Annotated in this window: 18 protein-coding genes; 6 read left to right on the top strand and 12 right to left on the bottom strand. The window is 50.3% G+C overall.

Features of this window, described 5'->3' with window-relative positions; genetic code table 11:
- Positions 1 to 10 precede the first annotated feature (10 nt).
- Positions 11 to 400: a hypothetical protein gene (locus HGH92_RS13800; protein ID WP_168871280.1), complete on the bottom strand. Its 390-nt coding sequence runs from the start codon at positions 398 to 400 to the stop codon at positions 11 to 13.
- Between the two features lie 25 nt (positions 401 to 425).
- Positions 426 to 1799 (bottom strand): M20/M25/M40 family metallo-hydrolase, encoded by a 1374-nt coding sequence (locus tag HGH92_RS13795; RefSeq protein WP_168871279.1) that lies wholly within the window; start codon positions 1797 to 1799, stop codon positions 426 to 428.
- Between the two features lie 188 nt (positions 1800 to 1987).
- Between HGH92_RS13795 and bshA the strand changes: the two genes are divergently transcribed.
- Complete coding sequence (gene bshA, locus HGH92_RS13790; RefSeq protein ID WP_168871278.1) at positions 1988 to 3127, top strand: N-acetyl-alpha-D-glucosaminyl L-malate synthase BshA; 1140 nt, start codon at positions 1988 to 1990, stop codon at positions 3125 to 3127.
- On the opposite strand, the gene HGH92_RS13785 is transcribed toward bshA, so the two are convergent.
- From HGH92_RS13785 to porU, 8 genes are all read right to left on the bottom strand, one after another.
- The gene (locus HGH92_RS13785) at positions 3124 to 4506 is read right to left on the bottom strand and encodes a murein hydrolase activator EnvC family protein (RefSeq protein ID WP_168871277.1); all 1383 of its coding nucleotides are present in this window, start codon (positions 4504 to 4506) and stop codon (positions 3124 to 3126) included. The genes bshA and HGH92_RS13785 overlap by 4 nt on opposite strands.
- 125 nt (positions 4507 to 4631) lie before the next feature.
- Positions 4632 to 6083, bottom strand: coding sequence for a murein hydrolase activator EnvC family protein (locus tag HGH92_RS13780; RefSeq protein ID WP_168871276.1), 1452 nt, complete (start codon positions 6081 to 6083; stop codon positions 4632 to 4634).
- 106 nt (positions 6084 to 6189) lie between these two features.
- Positions 6190 to 7020 carry a DUF4292 domain-containing protein gene (locus HGH92_RS13775; protein WP_168871275.1) on the bottom strand — a complete coding sequence of 277 codons (831 nt, stop codon included), beginning with the start codon at positions 7018 to 7020 and terminating at the stop codon, positions 6190 to 6192.
- A gap of 65 nt (positions 7021 to 7085) precedes the next feature.
- Positions 7086 to 8816 carry a tetratricopeptide repeat protein gene (locus tag HGH92_RS13770; protein ID WP_168871274.1) on the bottom strand — a complete coding sequence of 577 codons (1731 nt, stop codon included), beginning with the start codon at positions 8814 to 8816 and terminating at the stop codon, positions 7086 to 7088.
- Positions 8817 to 8819: 3 nt separating this feature from the next.
- The gene (gene dut / locus HGH92_RS13765; protein ID WP_168807657.1) at positions 8820 to 9263 is read right to left on the bottom strand and encodes a dUTP diphosphatase; all 444 of its coding nucleotides are present in this window, start codon (positions 9261 to 9263) and stop codon (positions 8820 to 8822) included.
- Between the two features lie 20 nt (positions 9264 to 9283).
- Complete coding sequence (gene ispF, locus HGH92_RS13760; protein ID WP_168871273.1) at positions 9284 to 9772, bottom strand: 2-C-methyl-D-erythritol 2,4-cyclodiphosphate synthase; 489 nt, start codon at positions 9770 to 9772, stop codon at positions 9284 to 9286.
- Positions 9773 to 9904: 132 nt separating this feature from the next.
- Positions 9905 to 11080 carry a type IX secretion system outer membrane channel protein PorV gene (gene porV / locus HGH92_RS13755; RefSeq protein WP_168871272.1) on the bottom strand — a complete coding sequence of 392 codons (1176 nt, stop codon included), beginning with the start codon at positions 11078 to 11080 and terminating at the stop codon, positions 9905 to 9907.
- A 111-nt stretch (positions 11081 to 11191) separates the two neighbouring features.
- The gene (porU, locus tag HGH92_RS13750; RefSeq protein ID WP_168871271.1) at positions 11192 to 14590 is read right to left on the bottom strand and encodes a type IX secretion system sortase PorU; all 3399 of its coding nucleotides are present in this window, start codon (positions 14588 to 14590) and stop codon (positions 11192 to 11194) included.
- Positions 14591 to 14816: 226 nt separating this feature from the next.
- Here porU and HGH92_RS13745 point away from each other — a divergent pair, with 226 nt between their 5' ends.
- Positions 14817 to 16367, top strand: a complete 1551-nt coding sequence (locus HGH92_RS13745) for an SUMF1/EgtB/PvdO family nonheme iron enzyme (protein ID WP_168871270.1) — start codon at positions 14817 to 14819, stop codon at positions 16365 to 16367.
- Positions 16368 to 16431: 64 nt separating this feature from the next.
- Here HGH92_RS13745 and bcp read toward each other — a convergent pair whose 3' ends face one another.
- Positions 16432 to 16893 (bottom strand): thioredoxin-dependent thiol peroxidase, encoded by a 462-nt coding sequence (gene bcp, locus HGH92_RS13740; RefSeq protein WP_168871269.1) that lies wholly within the window; start codon positions 16891 to 16893, stop codon positions 16432 to 16434.
- 25 nt (positions 16894 to 16918) lie between these two features.
- Positions 16919 to 18613, bottom strand: a complete 1695-nt coding sequence (locus HGH92_RS13735; protein WP_168871268.1) for a peptidoglycan DD-metalloendopeptidase family protein — start codon at positions 18611 to 18613, stop codon at positions 16919 to 16921.
- Between the two features lie 84 nt (positions 18614 to 18697).
- Here HGH92_RS13735 and gldA point away from each other — a divergent pair, with 84 nt between their 5' ends.
- From gldA to HGH92_RS13715, 4 genes are all read left to right on the top strand, one after another.
- The gene (gene gldA / locus HGH92_RS13730) at positions 18698 to 19645 is read left to right on the top strand and encodes a gliding motility-associated ABC transporter ATP-binding subunit GldA (protein WP_168871267.1); all 948 of its coding nucleotides are present in this window, start codon (positions 18698 to 18700) and stop codon (positions 19643 to 19645) included.
- A gap of 26 nt (positions 19646 to 19671) precedes the next feature.
- The gene (gene eno / locus HGH92_RS13725; RefSeq protein ID WP_168871266.1) at positions 19672 to 20961 is read left to right on the top strand and encodes a phosphopyruvate hydratase; all 1290 of its coding nucleotides are present in this window, start codon (positions 19672 to 19674) and stop codon (positions 20959 to 20961) included.
- A gap of 65 nt (positions 20962 to 21026) precedes the next feature.
- Positions 21027 to 21338 carry an FtsB family cell division protein gene (locus HGH92_RS13720; RefSeq protein ID WP_168871265.1) on the top strand — a complete coding sequence of 104 codons (312 nt, stop codon included), beginning with the start codon at positions 21027 to 21029 and terminating at the stop codon, positions 21336 to 21338.
- 109 nt (positions 21339 to 21447) lie between these two features.
- Positions 21448 to 21660 carry a hypothetical protein gene (locus tag HGH92_RS13715; protein WP_168871264.1) on the top strand — a complete coding sequence of 71 codons (213 nt, stop codon included), beginning with the start codon at positions 21448 to 21450 and terminating at the stop codon, positions 21658 to 21660.
- Positions 21661 to 21709: the final 49 nt, after the last annotated feature.

Genomic DNA, 21709 nt, shown 5'->3' with positions numbered 1-21709 from the left:
TCGTCACCATTTAAGGAAGGTCCCTGCCGGCGGCGTCTCTGACGCTGATCACACTGTCCACAATAAACGGACTGTAACCACGCCAAGGTAATGCGCCGAGGTATTCCCTGTAGTGCAGTTCCACGGTTTTACCGCTGGCAGTCATCAGCTGTTGCGCGATGCGCTCGTCGGCCACGGAGAACTGGAATTCGTTGGACTGAATGGTACCGGCCGTACGGCCTTTATAGCCGGACTGGATTAATTTTCCTTCATAGGTTTTGAAGACATAGCCTTTTTCCACGAAGTAGTTGAGCTCCCCTGCCTTTACCCCTCTGCCGAAGACAAAGTAAAACTTGTACAGGAAGAAGCCGCCCAATACCAGGACAATGATAGTAACAACAATAAAAATAAACCGGCCCATGTGAATAGTTTAGTAAACGTTATGATCAAAAGTAAAGGTCCACCAGATAGATAAAACCGGCCATGGAAAAAGCGCCCAGCTCCAGTTCGCGCTTATTCACCGCTTCAAAGACATCGTTGACCGCGTGATGAATATCAAAATAACGCTGACTGTCCGGAGAAAGTTCAGCCATAGGCGTACCCAGTGCCTGATGCAGTGGCCCGATGTCGGTACCGCCACCTTCTTCGTTAAAGTCATACAAGCCATAGGGTTCCAACAGCGGTCTCCAGCTCTTTATGAGAGCTTTCTTCTCAGGGTCCACAGTAGAAGTGAAGCCTCTTGGGGTAAAGCCACCAGCGTCACTTTCCAATGCGAGGATATGTTTTTCATTGCGTTGTTTTGCCAGTTCCGCATATTTTTTACCGCCGCGTGTACCATTTTCTTCGTTGGCAAACAGTACCACCCGCAGGGTACGGGCGGGCTTAACGCCTGCCGCTTTGAAAGCGCGCAGCACTTCAATGGACTGTACACAGCCTGCGCCGTCATCATGAGCGCCTTCTGCTACGTCCCATGAATCGAGATGGCCGCCAACCGTAATGAACTGATCAGGGTATTTACTGCCGCGTATTTCGCCTACCACGTTGTGCCCAATAGTGTCTGGCAACATCTCGCAGTTGGTGCGGAGGAATATTTTCGCGGAATTGTCTTTTTTCAGACGGGCGCTCAGGCGGTCAGCATCCTGCAAACCGATAGCCACTGCGGGAATTTTCGGGTAAGCAGGGTCGTAAGCCATCGCACCGGTATGCGGGAAGTTAAAGGCCCCGTGGGACATGGAACGCACGATTACCGCTACAGCGCCATATCTGGCAGCCTTGCTGGCGCCCTGGCCCCTGTATTTCACCGCATCTCCGTAAGAATAAAAGGTCTTGACGAATTCCGGTTTAAAATGATAATTATAAAAGACGATCTTACCTTTTACCTGGTCTTTTTTCGCTTCCAGGTCTTCAAAAGAGGCTACTTCCAGTACCGGGGCGGTGATGCCGGAATTACCGGTGCCCACAGAGTTACCAAGGGCCAGTACATTCAGCGGCGGTACAAAATCCCGCAGTTTTGAAACGATGCGGGCTTCTTCCTTTGCGCCCCGCACCCAATGCGGCACCATACATTCCTGGAGGTACACGGTGTCTGCGCCGGCAGCTTTCAGCGCATTTACGCCCCACTGCTCAGCCTTGGGCATCTGAGGAGAGCCTGCCAGCCTTCCGCCGATGGTTTTGGTCAGTACACGGAGGTTTTCATAAGCGGTGCTGTTTCTCAGCACTTCATCGGCCAACTGTCTTAAAACGAGGGAATCTGACTGCTGCGCCCTGGTTACTGCCGGTAAAAGGCAGGTCAGCAGCATTGGCAAAAGGCGTTTTCTCATATAAGCGGCTAAATTTTGCAATAAAACTAATTAATTGGCAGGGTTCTTACAAATAACAAATAAATGGTTTTAGAGTTTCCACTAATTGAAATTTCAGCGTTACCTTCGTTTCACGAAGTAATCTTGTCGCTGGCACTCATTTACAGGGCTTTATTACTTGTCGCTTTCCGTTCGTTAAATTAAAGATCATGCGCATAGGAATAGTATGTTATCCGACATACGGGGGTAGTGGCGTATTGGCCACAGAGCTGGGCAAAGCTCTGGCAGACAAAGGCCATATGGTGCATTTCATTACCTACCAACAACCAGTGAGGCTCAATGCTTTTCACGCAAATATATATTACCACGAGGTACAGGTACCGACCTACCCTCTTTTCGATTTTCCACCTTATGAGTCTGCCCTCAGCAGCACCATGGTAGATGTGATCCTTAACCAGAAACTGGACCTGCTCCACGTACACTATGCCATTCCGCACGCTTCTACAGCGTACCTGGCCAAACAGATCGTGAGCAAGCAGGGCCGGGTGGTGCCTTTCATCACTACCCTCCATGGTACCGACATCACCCTCGTGGGCAAAGACAAGACCTACGCACCGGTGGTGACCTTCTCCATCAACGAATCAGATGCCATTACAGCGGTATCGGAGAACCTGCGTGATGAGACCTACAAGTATTTCCAGATAGAAAAAGATATCTCGGTGATCTACAATTTTGTGGACACACAACGGTTCAGTCGCCGCGAGATGCCACACTTCCGCAATGCTATTGCACCTAACGGCGAGAAGATATTGCTGCATGTGTCCAACTTCCGTAAGGTAAAGAGGGTGCCTGATGTTGTCAATGTATTTGCGAAAGTAAGGCAGGAGGTGCCATCCAAGCTGTTGCTGGTGGGTGACGGCCCTGACAGGCCTACCATCGAGTGCCTGTGCCGTGAATTGGGCATCTGCGAAGATGTACGGTTTGTGGGTAAACAGGAACAACTGGAAGACGTGATGTCTATCAGCGATCTTTTCCTGCTGCCTTCCGATTATGAAAGCTTTGGTCTGGCCGCGCTGGAAGCCATGGCCGCACAGGTCCCGGTAATTTCCTCCAATGCAGGTGGTTTACCGGAAATCAATATTCCTGGTCAAACCGGCTATATGAGCGATGTAGGAGATGTGGACGGTATGGCTGCCCATGCTATTAAATTACTGCAGGACGACGCGTTGCTGGCCAAACTGCGCAAAGGAGCGCTGGCGCAGGCGCAGCGTTTCCATATCGACAATATCATTCCGAAATACGAAGCGTTGTACGAGCAGGTGTTGCAACAGCAGGCGCAGTTACTCTAACGCCCGCGTATCCACCTTTCGGGGTTCTGTTGTACCATGTTGCGGTAGATCTGTAATTCTATTTCTCCATTGCTGGCCACCGCGCTGGCGGCAGCAGCGCCCAGTACATGGCCGCGTTTTACGGACATGCCTTTTTTGACGCGTATATCCACCAGTCTTACATAGTTGGTAAAATATCTTCCATGGCGCAGGGTAACCATATATCCTGCGCCTGGAACGCTGAATACCATTATCACTTCTCCATCAAAGATCGCTTTTACCGCGGCGCCTCTGGGTGTAGCGATTACGATACCATTGTGTTCCACTTCCACTTTTCCGACTTTGCCGGTACCAAAGCGGCCGGTGATCCTTCCTGCGTCAACGGGCCATGGGAGCCTGCCCCGGTTGGCTTCAAAATCGCGGGACAGTGATAAGGCTTCCGGTGTTGCCGCCAGCACGTCTTCTTTGGATGCCGGAGCAGGGCTGTCATCCTCTTCATCATCAGCTACCTGTTTCGGTGGCGGCGGTGGTTTTTTACCGGCTTTTTTAGCCGCGGCGATGGCACGTTTGCGTGCCGCCTCCTGTTCTGCTTTCCGTTTTGCCGCTTTGGCCGCAGCAGCACGTTTACGGGCCGCAGCAGCAGCCAGTTCTCTTTTTCGGGCGGCTTCTATTTCACGGCGGATCGCATCCTGGATGGCGCGGTCTACCTGTCTGGCTTCTGCCCTGCTTTTTTCAATATTTTGCTGAAGTTGTTTTTCCTGTTCCTGTAACTGTACGATCGTATTGTCTGTCTCCTTTTTGTCCGCGATCAGTACGCCTCTTTGTTTCTGTTCCGTGTACAGGGCGCCTGCTTTTTGTGCGCGTTCCTGCTCGAGGTTTTCCAGTTTCTGGGCCAGCAGCACTTTGGTAGACAGCAGGCTTTCTGCCTGCCGGCGCCTGTTTTCCCGGTATTGCCGCAGGTATTGGTACCGGCGCAGGGCATCGTTGAAGCTGGTGGCGGAAAACAGGAAGTTGAGCACATCATAGTCTGTTTTTGTCTTGTAGGCATACACCACCAGCTGCGCGTAACGGGCGCGCAGGGAGTCTACTTCTTTCTCCAGCGTTTGTACGTTATCGTTAGTGCTGCTGATAGCGCCGTCTATCTGGCTGATCTCTATATTGATGCTTCTGATCTGGGCGTTGCGGCTGTCAATTTTCTGTTGCAGTTCCCGTTGCAGTCCGAGGTTTTGTTTGGTGGACTTACGGGTATTTTGCAGGGAGCGGGTAGCCTCCTGTATTTCCTTCAATAGTTCCTGTTTACGGCTTTCCAGCGCCGCGCGCGATGTTTTGTTACCACGCTGTGCATACAGCATTCCCGGTAACAGCCAGCAAGCTATCAAAAATGGGATCAGCTTTTTCAAAAAGGAACGGTTTTAGCAATTTGGGTATCTGTTCATCTGATCATGAAGTCATTTAGTTATTTGCTTATTGATGGATGCCCGGGCCGCCTGCAATAAGCCAATAACTAAATGATCAAATAATCAAATTATCTGCGTCTTATCCACTGTTCGGGATTTTGTTTGGTAACACCCTTCCAGATCTGCAGTTCCACCTCACCGGTATTTTCGAGGTCATTAACACTGGCAGTACCGATCACCTGACCGGTTTTCACCATATCTCCTTTCTTCACGCGGGTAGTCTGCAAACGAACATAGGTAGTAAAGTATTGTCCGTGGCGGATAATAATCACATAGCCGGAGCCGGGCATCACCACTACGGATTTCACTTCTCCTTCGAAGATGGATTTCACGGCGCCGCCTTTGGTGGTAGCGATCACGATACCATCAGAAGGTACGGTGATATGTTCCATTACGGCGTGTTGGTGTATCCCGAAATGTTCAATGATATTGCCTGCATCCACTGGCCATGGCAGTTTACCGCGGTTGGCTTCGAAGCTTTCAGACAGTGCCAGTGCTTCCGGCGTGGCTTCCAGTACGTTTTCGCTACGTACAGGCGCTGGTTTCGGCGGTTCTGGCGCAGGCTTCGCGGGTTCCGGGGCCGGTGTTGGCTTCGCTGGTGGCGGGTTATTGGCGGCAGCGTTGTTATTGGCGTTATTGGCAGCAGCGGCGGCGGCATCAGCTTTGGCTTTCTCTGCAGCGGCCAGTGCGGCTTTGCGGGCCTCTTCCTCTCTTCTGCGTTTTTCTTCTGCGGCCTTACGGCGGGCAGCTTCTTCCTCCATGGCTTTGCGGCGCGCTTCTTCTATCTCCCGGCGGATTACCGCACGGATAGCAGCCTGCACTTTCTGGGCGTCTTTGTTGCGCTGATTGATATCGGCTACGAGTTCTTTCTCACGGCCTTTCAGCTTGGTGAGCACTTCGTCTTTCTCTTTCTTGTCCTGTTCCAGGGTTGACCGCTGTTCCTGTTCCGTTTTCAATGCATCGGCGCGTTTTACGCGCTGGCTTTCGAGGCTCTGGATTTTCCGGTTCAGCTGGTCCTGTGTACTTACGATGTTATCTGCCTGCCGGCGGCGGTATTCGCGGTATTGTTTGAGATACTGGAAACGTTTTACGGCATCATTAAAACTCTGGGCGGAGAACACAAAGTTCAGCATGTCATAGGAAGAACGGTTCTTGTAAGCATATACGATCAGCTGAGCATACTGTGCTTTCAGGGTGTCCAGATCTTTTTGCAGGGTTTTTACATCACGATAGGCGGTATTGATATCACCGTTGATGAAATTGATTTCTTCATTGATATTATTGATCAGCCGGGTACGGAGGGTGATTTTGTCCCGTAGTGCGCGCAACTGGCCCAGGCTCTCCCTGGTAGACCGTTTGGTATCTTTCAGCTGAGCGTTGGCTTCCTCGATTTCTTTTTGCAGCTCTTTTTTCCTGCGCTCCAGTTCCTCCCGCGTCGGTTGTTGCTGGCCGGTGTTCTGGGCCACCAGCATAGCCGGTAATAACCATATGATCAATACTAACGGGATAATCTTCTTCAAATACAACATGACTATTTTAAGTAACTGCAATTAAGTACCAGGTATATAAACGATAAATATACAACGTTTATTAGTTTAATGAAGATGACATTTACCAGGAATTTTATTACATGCGCTTATAGCTCGCCGGCGTACTGAACGGGAACGTCAGCGGTACGTCAAAATCATAGCGGGTAAAGTCCAGCGCAACTTTGGTCACGCTTTTTTCTTCCACGAAAATGCGGCGCACGGTAGGAAATTTCCGGTTGGCCACATTGGCATAGTCGCCATAGGTCAGTTCACAGGAACGTTTGACAGCGCTGGTACTATCGGCGTCCATCACTTTGCTCTGCTGGAGGCTGTAATCATCTGAGAATACGTTGAACAGGCTCACGAACTTAGCATTTTGACAGCTGAAAGAGATCACAGACGGTGTTTTCACCAGGCCAAAGACAGAATCCGTGAGGTATACAGGATTGCCGATCAGCAGGTCCTGTAAGGTTTTGAAGTCAAACGGCACACCCAGCAGCTCTTCCGCGTCGGCCATCCGTTTGAGATAGAGCTGTTTCTCTATTCTGTTGTATAATTTGAGGCTGTCGGGGGTGATCACGGCACGCATCACCTCATCGATAATAGGCGCGCTGACAGATATCCAGATGATACTGTCTTTCTTCATGCGGATAGTTGCCGTGAGGTTATTGTGGCTTTTGTTTTCTGTTTCAATAGCCAGTTTCATCCTGCCGGAGAATGTATTAAAATCGATGTTGTTCTTATGAATGCCTTTCAGCATATTGCTGACAAAGGCGTTCCGCTCTTCTGCGGAAGTGGTGTCCCGGTGGGCAGCCACCCTGCTGGTGTCTGTGGCCGGGAACGTATTGCGTGACAGTTTTTTCGGGTGACGGCAGGCGGTAAAGGCCAGGCCGGCTATTCCTATTAATAACAGTAGTGTTTTTTTCATGCAGCTATTAGCTTTTAGCGGTATCAGCGCTACCAACGGTGTGAACAGGCATTCCCGGCTGAACGCTATTGAATATATTTTTTCTCGGCGATCTTACGGACAAGGCCGACGGAGTTAGCTCCTTTGTCTTTGGCCTTCTGCCAGTATTCCACCGCTTTTGTGACATCTTTCAGGTTAAACAGTATGTCCCCGTAATGCTCGAGCACATTTGGATTCTGCTGTGCTTCGGGAAATTGCAGGGCTTTTTCGATCCAGTGCCTGGCATCCTCAAACTTGTCCTGCCGGAACAGTATCCAGGCGTAAGTGTCCATGTAGGTAGGACTCTCCGGTTCCAGGTCCAGTGACCGTTTAGACATTTCTGCGGCATGGGCCAGGTTTTCACCGCGCAGTGACAGGTAATAACTGTAGTTGTTGAGTACGAGCGCATCATCGGGCCGCAGCAGGAGAGCTTTTTCATAACTGCTGTCAGACTGCTGGTGCTGTCCTGTAGCGTGATAGGCGTCTCCGAGCAGCGACTGTACGTCGGCCATAAATTTCTTTTCCCCGTTGCCTATTTCCAGGGCCTTGTTCAGGGCGCCGATGGCCGCGGGGTATTGCTGTAACAGGAAACTGGCCACTCCTTTAAAGTAGTAGCCCATAAATTCTTTCGGGAACTTGTCTGTTACAGTATTACTGAGTGCCAGCAATGCATTCGGATCTTCCTTACGGGAGTAGATCCACATCAGCTGATACCATACCGAAAAGCGGCTGGAGTCGAGGCTTAGCGCCTTCGTATAATTTTGCTGGGCGCTGTCCAGCATATCCGCCTGTGAGAACATGTCCCCTCTCAGGGCATATGCTTTGGCTTCTTTCGGATGAGCGTTTACAATCAGGGAAGTAAGCTGCAGGCCTTCTTCCACTTTGGTAGAATCCAGCTGCATCATCTGCAGGTAAGGATATACGTAAGCTACTTTTTCATCGATACTGTAGGTCGGGTTGGCGAAGGCGCGGGTCAGGTAAGCCCAGTAGCCGGCCTTGTCATTGCTTTTCTTCGCATAGGTAGCGAGGCCCAGCAATGCCCTCGCATTGTCCGGGTCTTTACGCAACACGTCGTTGTAGATGGCGGTTGCTTCCGCAGTACGATCGTTGGCGTCATACACTTCCGCCAACAGGAAATAGTAGCGCAGTTCCTGTGGATTGTTGTCAATGAGCTTGCGGATTTCGGCAGCTGCCGCGTCCACCTGGCTCATTTTAAGCAGTAGTCGTTGTTTTTGGTAGATGACTTCCTCCACCACTCCTATTTTTGCCTCCAGCTGGGTGAACACTGCCAGTGCGGACGCAGGTCTGTTGGCTTTGGCGAGGAACATGGCCTTGTTGTAAAGGTAGTCTTCGCTTTCAGGGTAACGGGTGGTCAGTTTATCAAAAACAGCGGCGGCGCTGTCAAATTGTTCATTGACAGCAAAAGCGTCAGCCAGTGTTATCTGGAACCAGTGGTTGTCGGGGTCCATGGCGGCGGCACGACGGGCAAAGCCCAGCGCGTAACCGGGGTTCTGGACCTCCATGAACAGGCGGGCCAGTTCATAATAGGCGGTGGGGTTATTCTTGTTTAACCGCAGGTAGTCGGAGTATTGGGTGATGGCCGTGCGGAAATCGCCCAGCATTTTAGAGCGCTGGGCCGCAAAGAAAAGGCTGTCTGCCCGCTGCTCCAGCACAGCAGGGTCTTTGATCACGGTATGGCGCAGCGTTTTTTTAGGCCCGCTGCACGCGCCTGTAATCAATATACCAGCAACACCTATAACGGTTAAGAATACACGCATCTATCAGGATTTACCGGTATGACCGAAGCCACCTTCACCGCGAACGGTTTCGTTCAGCACTTCCACAGGTTGCATAACGGCTTGCACATAGGGAGCGATGATCATTTGGGCTATACGGTCTCCGGGTTGTATCGTTTGTGGTTCGTTGGACAGGTTGATCATAATTACTTTGATCTCTCCTCTGTAATCCGCGTCAATAGTACCAGGCGAATTGGGAATGCTCAGACCCTGTTTAAAAGCCAGGCCGCTGCGTGGGCGGATCTGCGCCTCGTAGCCTACCGGCAGTTCCATAAAAAGGCCCGTTGGCACCAATACCCTCTCCAATGGCTGGAGCGTCAGCGCTGTTTCCAGGTGTGCACGCAGGTCCATCCCTGCCGCTTGGTCTGTTGCATAAGACGGCAATTCGTTGTCCGACTTATTAATGATTTTCACAATTATATCAGCCATTGAGCAAAGATAATTTATTATTATTTAGCGATTTTCTCCAATAACACAACAGCATGGGCAGTAACGCCTTCCTCACGTCCCACAAAACCCAGTTTTTCCGTTGTGGTGGCTTTTACAGATACATCTTCCAGCCCTATACGCAGTATTTCCGCAATAACTGCCTGCATTTCTGGCACATAAGGCTTGATTTTAGGGGCCTGCAGGCACAGGGTGCTGTCTACGTTCACTACTCCATAACCTTTTTCTCCGATCAACTGAGCGCAGCGGGCCAGCAGTATTTTACTGTCAATATTTTTGTAGGTATTGTCTGTATCCGGGAAATGCACACCGATATCACCCAGTGACAGCGCCCCCAGCATGGCATCACAGATGGCATGCAACAGCACGTCGGCGTCGCTATGCCCCAATGCGCCCTTGTGGTGCGGCACTTTCACACCGCCCAGCCAGAAATCGCGGCCTTCCACCAGCTGATGAAAATCTACTCCCAGACCAATACGTATACTACTCATAGCTTATATTTTAAAACATTTATGCCAATCCGCAAGGTAAGGCTTTAAATATAAAAATCCCCCCGTTAAAAAACGGAGGGACAGAATATATTTTAGAAATTTTTTATTTAGAAATTTTTCTGATTTATAACCTTACCAGCCAGTCCTGCTTTCCTCATTGCGGGCGCCCAGATCGAACGTCAGCGTGAAGCGCAGAGTGTTGGACAGCGGGTTACGCTGGATACCGGAACCGGAAGGCACGAGGTAAGAAAAATTCAGACCGAAAATATCATACTTGATACCGACCCCGGCAGTAACATATTTACGGTTGCCTTTTAACTTGTTTTCGTTGAAATACCCGGCCCTTACGGCAAACATATTATTGTACCAGTATTCTGCTCCAACTGAATACATCAGTTCCTGTAACTCTTCCTTAAAACCGCCGGGCGCATCACCGAAGGAACTGAACATCCCCTGCAATACACCTTTCTCTTTATAGGCCCCGGTAGAATCAGGAGTAGGCACCAGGAGCTTGTTGACGTCCAGCGCGAAAGTCAGCTGATTGGTCTCATCAAGGGCAAACGTATAGGCGGCACCGATACCCAGGTTGGTAGGCAGAAAGTCCTTGTTCTGCGCTGAACTGGTATAGGAAATTTTAGTACCGATATTGGAAATAGACGCACCGAGGCTTAAACGGTTGGTAAGCCCGTCGTCCTTTTCATATTCTTTGGTGTAGTAGGCAGAAAGGTCCGCTGCAAAAGCTTTCGCGGCGCGGATGGTGGCGCTGCCGTTGGATTGTCCGCCGGCCAGGTTGGAATAGATATACCGTCCGGTTAACCCCATGGAGAAATTATCGGACAGTTTGCGGGCGTAACCGGCGTCCAGTGCGAATTCACGCGGACGGAAATCGCCCAGGTCCTGGTTAGTGACATCCCGGAAGTTGATAGATCCCAATGAAAAATAACGAAGCGAAGCAGAAATAGCCTGATACTCGTCCAGCTTCGTATAGCCGCTGACGGTCGCCAGGAACACGTCGTTCACCAGTTCTTTCAGCCACGGCGTATAAGTCACCGCCACGCCTGACTTGGACTCTGCAAACGGCAGTTTTGATAAGTTCCAGTAAATGGAAGATGCATCAGGTGAAATGGCTAAACCTACGTCGCCCATAGCGCCGCTTCTGGCGTCGGGGGTTATGCGGAGAAAAGGCACCGCAGTATTAATCGTATTGGTACGGCCATCAATCTGACCTGAATTAATCTGGGCTGAGGTTTCAAAACTGCTGAAAGTACCGTATATGAACACAAGGCTCAAAGCTACCTTTCGGATCATGCAACGTTCGTATTTTGATAGGGTGTAAAAATAAGCTTAATTATTAATATTAAAATGAAACGGAGGGGGTTGATAAAGGGATCATGTCAAATCTGCTCTCCCATGCATAGGTCAAAATAATACCATTTTTCCACCCAATGCCCTGGTTTGACCATTACTGCCTATAATCAGCCGGTAGAAATAAATTCCGGCGGGTAACCTTGCTCCTGAATCACCTCTACCGTCCCAGGGGATTCCATCAAAACGGCTTGTACCGGAAAATATTGTGCTGCGCATTTTCTTTACCAATTTTCCATCCGTGGCAAATACCTGTAAATCCACCTGCAATTGTTGTCCCTGCTGGTTATGCAAAAAAGAAAACCTCGTTACATCGTGAAAAGGATTTGGGTAGTTGACAACTTCGTCTACCGCCAGTGTCCCCGGCGCCGCAACTTTAAAGGCAATCGTTTTTACAGTGCTGTTGTTATAGGTGTCCCAAGCTTTAATGGTAATACGATGTGCTCCTGCTGGCAATCCGCTCAACTGAAAACGCACCTGTCCCTCCCGGTAACTGTCCAAAGATGCGTCAAAATAATCATTTAAAATCAAATATTCTGAACTATCCAATATTGCCACCAGGCTATGTGCCGGATTACTACCTGATACATTAATGCCACTGCTGTCTGCCAGATCTATCATCAACAACGGCGATGGACCGGTCATATCTCCATTGACAAACGCCTTGCTGTCGAGCCATACTTTTACATCAGGGCCGGTAATATCTGCCGGTGCTCCGGGCAACAAGCCTCCTGTAAAAAATCCATCAAAGTAACCACCACCGTCTGCAGTGGTATTGCTGGTGTAATAACTGATCTTACTTTTTCCTTTTCCCGGCAACAGGTCCGCAGGCACTGTGAAGGCTACGGTAAACTCGCCCCTGCTCACGGTCTGTGTGCCTTTAAACAAAATATTTTCCTGTACCTGAAAATCTGCCGGCTGGCTACGGGGATCATTGCCACGGGTGCGGTGTGTGGCCGGCTGATCATATATCACCGTGTTCAGCGTACCGCTATAATCACGCAGCACATTACCCTGCGCATCGGCGATATGCCCCTTGATAATACAATGTTGCAACCCTTTCAGGGTATCCGTTTCCGTTGTTACCTTCCTACCATTGATGCTGTCCGTTATCACCTGCCACTGTGGGAAAGCCAGTGTCAGCGAAGGATCTCCCAGCAGCTGGAACTTGCGGTTGTTGATCACATCACCGGAAGTAGCATAGGTCTTGTTCTTGCCATCCCGTATGGCTGCGCCCAAACTACGCATGGAACCATCGGCCTGCGGTGTGAAAGCAGCTTCGAGATAATTACCGTTCATAATACGATTGGAATTGGCAAAAACAGCCCTCGTAGTGGTCATCAGCGCAATAGCGCCACTTTGTTGTTGTAACAACAATTGCGCTCCCAGTGAATTAATGCCAGGATCATCAAATGGCGCAAAGTCACAGGTGGCGGTGATCAGCAACGGCAGCTGCTGCTCATTTTTCCAGTCCTGCACACTATTTACGTCCATCACCGTTTCCTCTGCAAGACGGTTACTACTGCCATGACCACTATAGTTCAATACAAGCGCACCGGCGTTGACACTATTGTTGACGGCTTTGGTCACCTCCGGTGAACGGGCCCCGGCACTGGTATTTTCCTGCGGATACGCATCCACATATATTTTTCTGATATTAGGGAGATGATTGTTTTTTGCGATGGTGTTGCCCATGATTTCAGCATCCTGCAGATGCAGGTTGTCGTCTTCATCATCAGCCACCAATGTTATCCGGTTGCGCCACGGCCCGAAGGAACGCGGCTGCTGGTAACGGATAATTTTGTCTACCGCTGTTCTGGCCTCGGAAACATTACGCACAGGCAACCGCCCGATACCAACATCCAGCAGATTCGGGATATCCGTTCTCGTGATATCTTCCGCGTCGTCCAGCAATCCGAAGAAATCATCTGACACATGGGAATGAATGGCATCGAGTGAAGCATCACTTTGCCAGGAAGGCACCAGGTTGGTGTTATTTTTTACCCGCTGGCGATAATCATAGGAGGCCGCTCCGAACAGCAGAAGGTATTTCGGATGTGCTCCCCGGTCATAGTGCATCTTCACATAATCGCGGATGGCTGTAGGATCGGGTGTCCCTGATGCAAACTCATTGAATACCTGGATAGTTGTTACCACGGCCACCCGCAGTCCGTCGCGGGAGCGGCGCCATGCTGCCAGCCGTTCTGCCTCGGCCAGGAAGGTTTCATGGGTCACGATCAGCAGATCTGCTCCGGGTTGACCGTGCAGGTCCTGGTTGATCACCGGTCCGCCAGGCAGCGGCCGCATGACTGCCGCCGTATTAAAAGCAATATATTCCCGCAAAGGTCCGGCATCTCCCGTAAAAACCAGGGTGTCAGCCTGCAGCGCCGTGGGCATGGCCAGCGGTTTAAGCGGGTCTGTCACCTGCCACACCTGCGTTTGTGCAGTAGCGTTAGCAAGGAGGTATTGCGTACGACCGGTACCGGCAGTGCTGCGGAAATCAAGTACGCCGCCGGCTGGTATCCGCAACGGACAGGGGGCTGTCAGCTCCAGGTAGTCAAGCCATCCCCGGGCGTTCAGATCGCCCGGCTGGAAGTCCACGCCTGCTGTGAGCACGTCCCCGCCAACGGTGGCGGTACCGGAGGCGTATGCCGCGGTGGCATAAGATTCAAAGACACTGCTGCCTACGGGCAACAAATACGCGCTGGCGGCGGCGGCCTGGTTCAGGCTTACCTTAAAATTGCTGCCGGTGGCGCCGCGTGCGGCGGCCCGGAAAGCGACGGTCACCAGGCCCACTGGCGGCCCTGGCAGTGAAAAGCTATAGGAACGGCTGTTCCCGATCACTTTACCAAATTCCTGCCCCCACCATTGTTTACCACTGCTGAGGAAGTTAAGGCTGTCCCTTTCATAAAAGGTGTGGAAGTCAAAGGCATAAGTTTTATTACCGGCCGGTTGAGTATTGCTGTCCTGCGTTATACGGGCACCGTTGTCCCCGATGGTCAGGAAATAGGTGGCCACGTCGCTGTAAAGGTTGTATTGATGTACAAACCCTGGCTTCAGCGGGTCCCATTGCCAGCGGTGGGGGCCGGGCGTATAAAAAAGGAGGTAGTCGTTACCGTCCAGCTGTCCGTCGCCCCCGTCCTGTACCTGAAGCGCTACCTCCGGCAGGTCGTCATAGCGGAGCTGGTTGTTGGGCTCCGGCAGCATACCGCCGCCGGTACCAAAGAGCCGCACACTGCCCGATGGCAGTTGCCGGGTATCTACCCCGAGTTGCTGTAGCAGCGGGAGGTCTATTTTATAAATGCCGGGAGCAGCCACTGACAGTTTATACCAGTGGCCTGATGCCAGTACGCTATGATCTTTATAGGTACGGGGCACGGTCTGTCCGGTAGCGCTGCCGCAGTGATATAGAAAAAATAACAGGAGCGCCGGAAAAATATTCGAAGGTTTCATTATCTTGATAGCCCTTTTCCATCCTTCCTGAAAGGCCGGTGTAATGTAGAGAAAATATAAGATAAAAAATTGAAATATATCTCTTAATTTTCGCTGCTGTCGTGTTCTTGGTTGTTACCGGGGGCGGATCTGGCAAGGGCAAATTACAAATTAATTTTTTTCGCCATAAAATAAAAAAGATTACATTTGCGTTTACTGTAAATATAATCGACTAAAGCTGTATCGCATGCGTAGATTAACCTCTTTATCATTGCTCGTTGGTACCGGCGTAATGCTATCCATGACTGCCTGTCACAAGGACGGTGGAGGACTTTTCGGCAAAAAGAAAGAAGTTTCCTCTGCTACCGGCTGGAACTATAACGACCAGAAAATGGGTGGTTTCAGCGTAGCCAAGAATAAAAACCAGCAAACCGGACCGGGTCTGGTGTTTGTACAGGGCGGTACTTTCGCCATGGGTGCCACAGAGCAGGATGTAATGGGCGACTGGAACAACATTCCACGTCGTATTACAGTTTCCTCTTTCTACATCGATGAATCCGAAGTAGCGAACGTACACTATCGCGAATACCTGTTCTGGCTCGCCCGTGTTTATGGGGAGTCTTTCCCGGACGTATACCGCAACGCATTGCCGGACACCCTGGTATGGCGTAGTGAACTGGCTTATAACGAGCCCCTGGTGGAATACTATTTCCGTCACCCGGCCTATAACGACTATCCGGTGGTAGGTGTGACCTGGAAACAGGCTACTGACTACTGTAAATGGCGTTCCAACCGTGTAAACGAAAAATTGCTGATGGACAAGGGCCTGCTTTCCAAAGCAGATATCACCAACCAGTCAGACGACAATACATTTGATACCAAAGCCTACAGCGCCGGCCTGTATGAAGGTACCCCCGGCAAAATGTCCAAGTCTACCAAAGACCAGTTCAAAAATCCGGACGGCACTCCGCGTACCGCCCAGTTTGAAGATGGTATTATGCTGCCAGCCTACCGCCTGCCTACAGAAGCAGAATGGGAATACGCTGCACTGGGTTATATCGGCCAAAACCCCGGCCCTTCCAAAAAAGAAGGCAAACACGGGGAAGAGCTGATCATGAACAAACAGGTGTACTCCTGGGGCACTAACACCAGCGGCCTGCGTGATATCCGCCGTGGCACCATGCAGGGTCAGTTCCTGGCCAACTTCAAGCGTGGTTCCGGTGATAACATGGGTGTGGCCGGTGGTCTGAACGACCGTGCTTCCATCCCGGGCCCTACCCGCTCCTTCTACCCCAACACTTTTGGCATCTACAATATGTCCGGCAACGTGTCTGAATGGGTACTGGACGTGTACAGACCACTCAACCCGATTGATGGTGAAGACTTCAACTACTTCCGTGGTAACAAATTTCAGACTGTTTATCAGAACGAAAACAAAGAGTTTGAAAAAGACAGTCTGGGCCACCTGAAAATGCGTGACGTAACGGACGAAGAAAGTGCCAACCGTCTTAACTACCAGAAAGGTGACGTTATCAACTACCTCGATGGTGACTCGCTCTCCCAGGTGGAATACGGTTATGGTGTAACCACCCTGATCAACGACAAATCTCACGTAGTAAAAGGTGGTAGCTGGAACGACCGTGCTTACTGGCTCTCTCCGGGTACCCGTCGTTACATGCAGGAAAACATGGCTACCAATACAGTAGGCTTCCGTTGCGCGATGGACCGCGTGGGCAGCCCTGAGGGTAACAAATTCAAAACAGGTAACCTGTTCAAAAAACAAAGACAGAAGAGATAATCATCTTCATAAAAGACAAAAAGCCGCAAATTACTTTGCGGCTTTTTTTATGCGTTGTACGCAACTACTTCCAGCGTTCCAGAATTTCTTCCGTATGGTTTTTGGTGTCCGGCTTTTTGATAATATGGTCGATCACACCCTTTTCGTTGATCAGGAAAGTGGTCCTGTGAATACCGTCGTATGTCCGGCCCATCATCTGCTTCTCGCCCCAAACACCATACTGGTTCACGATCTTGTGATCATCATCTGCCAGCAGGGTAAAAGGCAGTTCATATTTTTCGATGAATTTCAGATGGCTTTGTTCACTGTCAGTGCTGACGCCAATTACTTCATATCCTTTTTTAGTCAGTGTGCTGTAGTTGTCACGCAGGTTGCAGGCCTGTGCCGTGCAGCCGGGCGTCATATCCTTCGGATAAAAGTAAAGCACTACGCGCTTGCCTTTAAGGTCCGTCAGTGACACGGTTTTTCCGTGCTGATCTTTGCCTTTGAATACCGGCGCTTTATCGCCTTCCTTTAAGTTTGCCATATCGCGTTTTTTTAAATTAAATCATTTAGCGTTTGAAAGACAGGTGATAGCTGCCTTCGTTACCGGCAACGTCCGTCACCTTCATGACCAGGGTATGGTTGCCTGGCTGGCAATGTTCATCAAACGTATAGGTGAGCACATTGCCCTTGCGGGAAAACAGCAACCATTTACCATCCAGTTCTCCGCGGAAGTCTTTGATGCCGCTGGCATCGCTCATCACGAAAGAGAGCCTGGCGGCCTTTGAGAGGTTGGCCCCGGGCTTCACGCCTACCGGTGTTACTTTCGGCGCTTCAGTATCTATCTCCAGATGGAAATTGCCGAAGTCGCGGAAGCTGCCTTTATACCAGCCGTCTTCTTTGGTAGTAGCGGAAGTACTGTTGCTGCCCATACCTTCCCGCACCATCACCACTTTGGGTTGCAGATATTCCGGCACTGCTTTCGTGGGCTTCAGCCGCACATCGAAGAAATCGTGTACCGGCACCACCGGCGTATGCAGCCGGTAGATATTGGAATAATATTTAGCTGAAGTAGCAGGAACCTCCTGGTAATTAAAGCAGATCTGGTCATACAGTGCCCGTTCATCGAGGTAGAATTCCACCTGGTTGTTTTCAAAGATATTGCGGGAATCCGGGTACATGGGGTTGGCGCAGGTTTTCTCCGGTGTTTCCTCACCGCTCTGTTGCAGATTCAGTTTCACGGTGGAAGTATTGCCATAGGCGTCTTTTACCAGCAGCTTTACTTCGTGTACCTGTCCGTCTGACAGGTTGATGGTACCATCGCCTTTGAGGTCGTGGTAGATATCCAGTTCATTGCCCGGTACAGAGAACAACAGTTGCAGGTAAGGCCCGTTGTTCTTCTTCACTTTATAGTCGATGTGCGCGTTCAGGTAGCGGGTTTCATCATATCCGATGTTGTCCAGCTGGAAGTCGATGTCCGGCACATCATTATTGTACATGAACACTTCATAGATGCCGTAGGTATTGGGCGCTGTGTTCATACGGTCAATAGCGTTGATGCCCAGTCCGGCTTTATGGGCCCGTACCTTCACTACCGGTTGAGCGGTCGTGTAGTGATCTCCCACTTTTTTCACCGGCAGTATCATCGGTTGTTGTTCGTAGACACTGCGGTCCCTATCGTAGATGGCTATACGATAAACGTCCGGTGGGCGGGTATCGGCGATATTAAACCCGAACAGCAGCGGATTGAGTGGTTTTTCCGTTTGTGTGTTCCTGATTTCGAAGTGCAGGTGCGGGCCGGCAGATCCGCCGGTATTGCCGCTCCAGGCAACGAAGTCGCCTTTCTTCACAGGGAACATATTTGCCGGGATAGACAGGTCGCTGGCCCAGCTTTCATTGGAGTATTGTTGTTTTTTCACATAGGCCTGTAAAGCCGGGAAAAAGGCGTTCAGGTGGGCATATACGGTCGTATATCCATTGGGGTGGGTAATGTACAGCACATTGCCAAAGCCGGTATGTGATACGCCGATACGGCTTACATAACCATCTGCCGCCGCGTGCACCGCCATGTTCTCCCGCTGTTGTGTTTTGATGTCCATGCCGGAGTGGAAGTGATTGGGGCGCAATTCACCGAAGTTACCAGCCAGTTCTATGGGGATTTCCAGGGGATTCCTGAAATAGCCTTTTGGGTAATTCTTTTCGGGAACGGATTGTGCCTGTAATAAATGCGGTAGTAAGCAAAATAAGCCAATGACTCTCTTCATAATATGCAATGGTAGAAAAAAAATAGGAATTGACAGACGTAATTTCTTCCGTACATTAGATGCCGCAAAACAAGTATATCCTACATGTCTATCCTGGTATCACAACTGAGTAAGGTCTATGGCGAACAACGGGCAGTGGACGCTATTTCCTTTGAACTGAAGAAAGGGGAAATAACCGGCTTCCTGGGCCCTAACGGGGCGGGCAAGTCCACCACCATGAAAATGATCACCGGTTTTCTGCCTCCTACCAGCGGCACTGCCAGCGTGTGTGGATATGACATCGTGGGCCAGTCGCTTGAAGTACGCAAACGAGTAGGATACCTTCCGGAATCCAACCCGTTGTATTACGACATGTACGTGAAGGAATTCCTGGAATTCATTGCCGGCGTGCATCAGCTGGGCACGGCAGGTGCCGCGCGCATCCGCCGGGTAATTGATATGACAGGCCTGTTGCCGGAGAGCCGTAAAAAAATCGGGGCGCTGTCCAACGGCTACAAACAGCGTGTAGGGCTGGCCCAGGCGCTGTTGCATGATCCCGAAGTGCTGGTCCTGGATGAGCCTACCACCGGGCTGGACCCTAACCAGCTGGCCGATATCCGGCAGCTGATCAGGGATTTGGGGGCCGACAAGACGGTGATCCTGTCCACGCACATTATGCAGGAAGTGGAAGCGCTCTGCGGGCGGGTGATCATCATCAACAAAGGAAAGATAGTGGCAGATGACCAGCTGGTCAATCTTCAGCAGCAGAACGCCACTGGTGGCTATATTCAGGTGACCTTCGGGGAACCGGCCAGTACCGGCGAGCTTTTGCAGATACCCGGTGTTTCCCGTGCGGCAGCCCAGGATGGCAATACATGGCAATTGTATACCAACGAAGTAGATACCGTGCGAAAAAACCTGTTACAATTTGCTTTGATTAATAACCGGAACATCCTTTCTTTGCAGAGCAATTCACAAAGCCTGGAATCTATTTTCCGGGAGATAACAAAGCGCGTAGAGCCAACAGGTGAAACGCCCGCTGCTAACCGCTAATAGCTAACAATTATAACTTTTGAATTATGAGTACCATTTCAGCAATCCATGCCAGGCAGATCCTCGATAGCCGCGGTAATCCCACAATTGAGGTAGACGTAACCACCGAAGACGGTCACTTTGGCCGCGCTGCCGTGCCTTCCGGCGCTTCTACCGGTAAGCATGAAGCCGTAGAACTGCGTGACAACGATAAAAGCGTTTATGGCGGAAAAGGCGTACTGCAAGCTATTAAGAACGTAAATGAGATCATCGCAGAAGAACTGGTTGGCTGGGAAGTAACAGACCAGGCAGGTATTGACAAATTGCTGATTTCCCTGGACGGAACCCCTAATAAAGCCAAACTGGGCGCTAACGCCACCCTGGCTGTGAGCATGGCCGTAGCCAAAGCAGCAGCAGAAGAATGCAACCAGCCCCTGTACCGCTACCTGGGCGGCGTAAACGCTTTCACCCTGCCAATTCCCCTGATGAACATCATCAACGGTGGCGCACACGCTGACAATAAAATTGATTTCCAGGAGTTTATGATCGTTCCGATCGGCGCTTCCACTTTCTCTGAAGGTCTCCGCTGGGGCGTGGAAGTATTCCACAAACTGAAATCTGTACTGAAAGGCAAAGGCTACAGCACCAACGTAGGTGACGAAGGCGGTTTCGCTCCTGAAATCCAGAGCAACGAAGAAGCAATCGAAACTGTACTGGAAGCTATCAAAGCAGCAGGTTACACTCCGGGCGAACAAATCGCTATCGCCCTGGATGCCGCCAGCAGCGAGATGTACAACGAAGAAACCAAAAAATACAAGTTCTATAAGAGCTCCCAGAAAGAAATCACCAGCGATGAAATGGTGGCTTACTGGACTGAATGGTGCAGCAAATACCCCATCGTTTCTATCGAAGACGGTATGGCAGAAGACGACTGGGACGGCTGGAAAAAACTGACCGAGTCTGTAGGCAGCCGCGTACAGCTGGTAGGTGACGACCTGTTCGTGACCAACGTAAAACGCCTGAAAGAAGGTATCGACAAAAACATCGGCAACAGCATCCTGATCAAAGTAAACCAGATCGGTACTGTTACAGAAACCATCGATGCAGTGAACATGGCCCACAAAGCCGGTTATACTTCCATCATGAGCCACCGTTCCGGCGAAACTGAAGATACAACCATCGCTGACCTCGCAGTAGCACTGAACTGCGGCCAGATCAAAACCGGTTCTGCTTCCCGCACCGACCGTATGGCCAAATACAACCAGCTGCTCCGTATCGAGGAAGAACTGGGCGAAGTAGCGATCTATCCTACCAACGCTATCAGCGTGAAAAAATAATAAACCATTTTATTTAGGGATTTTTTGCATCACCTCCGTGATGCAAAAAATCCCTAAATTGCATTATGTCTTTTCTTAAATCCATAAAACTGCCGCGCTATATAAAGAACAAATTCTTTATTACAGGCATTGCTTTCGTTATATGGATCGCCTTTCTGGACAAGACCAACCTGATGTACCAGTACCAGTTCCAGTCTGAAGTCAACAAGCTGGAAAACCAGAAAGAGTTTTTTATCAAAGAGATCAAACAAACCAAAGAAGAACAGCAGGAGCTGCTGTCCAGCCCTGAGAAACTGGAGAAATTCGCCCGTGAGAAATACTTTATGAAGAAAGACAATGAAGACCTGTTCATTATCAGCCCCGCCCCCCAGCAGTAATTGTTTCTGATCTCCCCGTAATCATAAAATTTTATCTTAAATTAACAATACATTGCACCTTTCTGTCGTTATAAAGTAGGATACGATTCTCTTAACAAATCTATATTGCATGAGTAATTTTACACTATCTCCCCTCTCCACCTTGTGTCTTGTTACTGCTAGCGATCTCAAACGTTCACAACAGGAAGTATCATTGACCCGGGAAGAGCAGGCTTGCTTCGAGGACACCAAAGCCGTCCTCGACACTGTCCGTTTTTCTCCCAGGGCCGCCACGCTCCGGTTGATCTTTGACTACGCTGCCAGTAAACCGGAGAAACCATAACCCGGTACACACCCTGAGACCTTACATACCTGTCGATTGTGCTGCAACT

The organism is Chitinophaga varians, assembly GCF_012641275.1.
GTDB classification, from domain to species: domain Bacteria; phylum Bacteroidota; class Bacteroidia; order Chitinophagales; family Chitinophagaceae; genus Chitinophaga; species Chitinophaga varians_A.
Note: the sequence above shows the minus strand (reverse complement) of the source record. Positions and strands in the feature narration are given on the sequence as shown.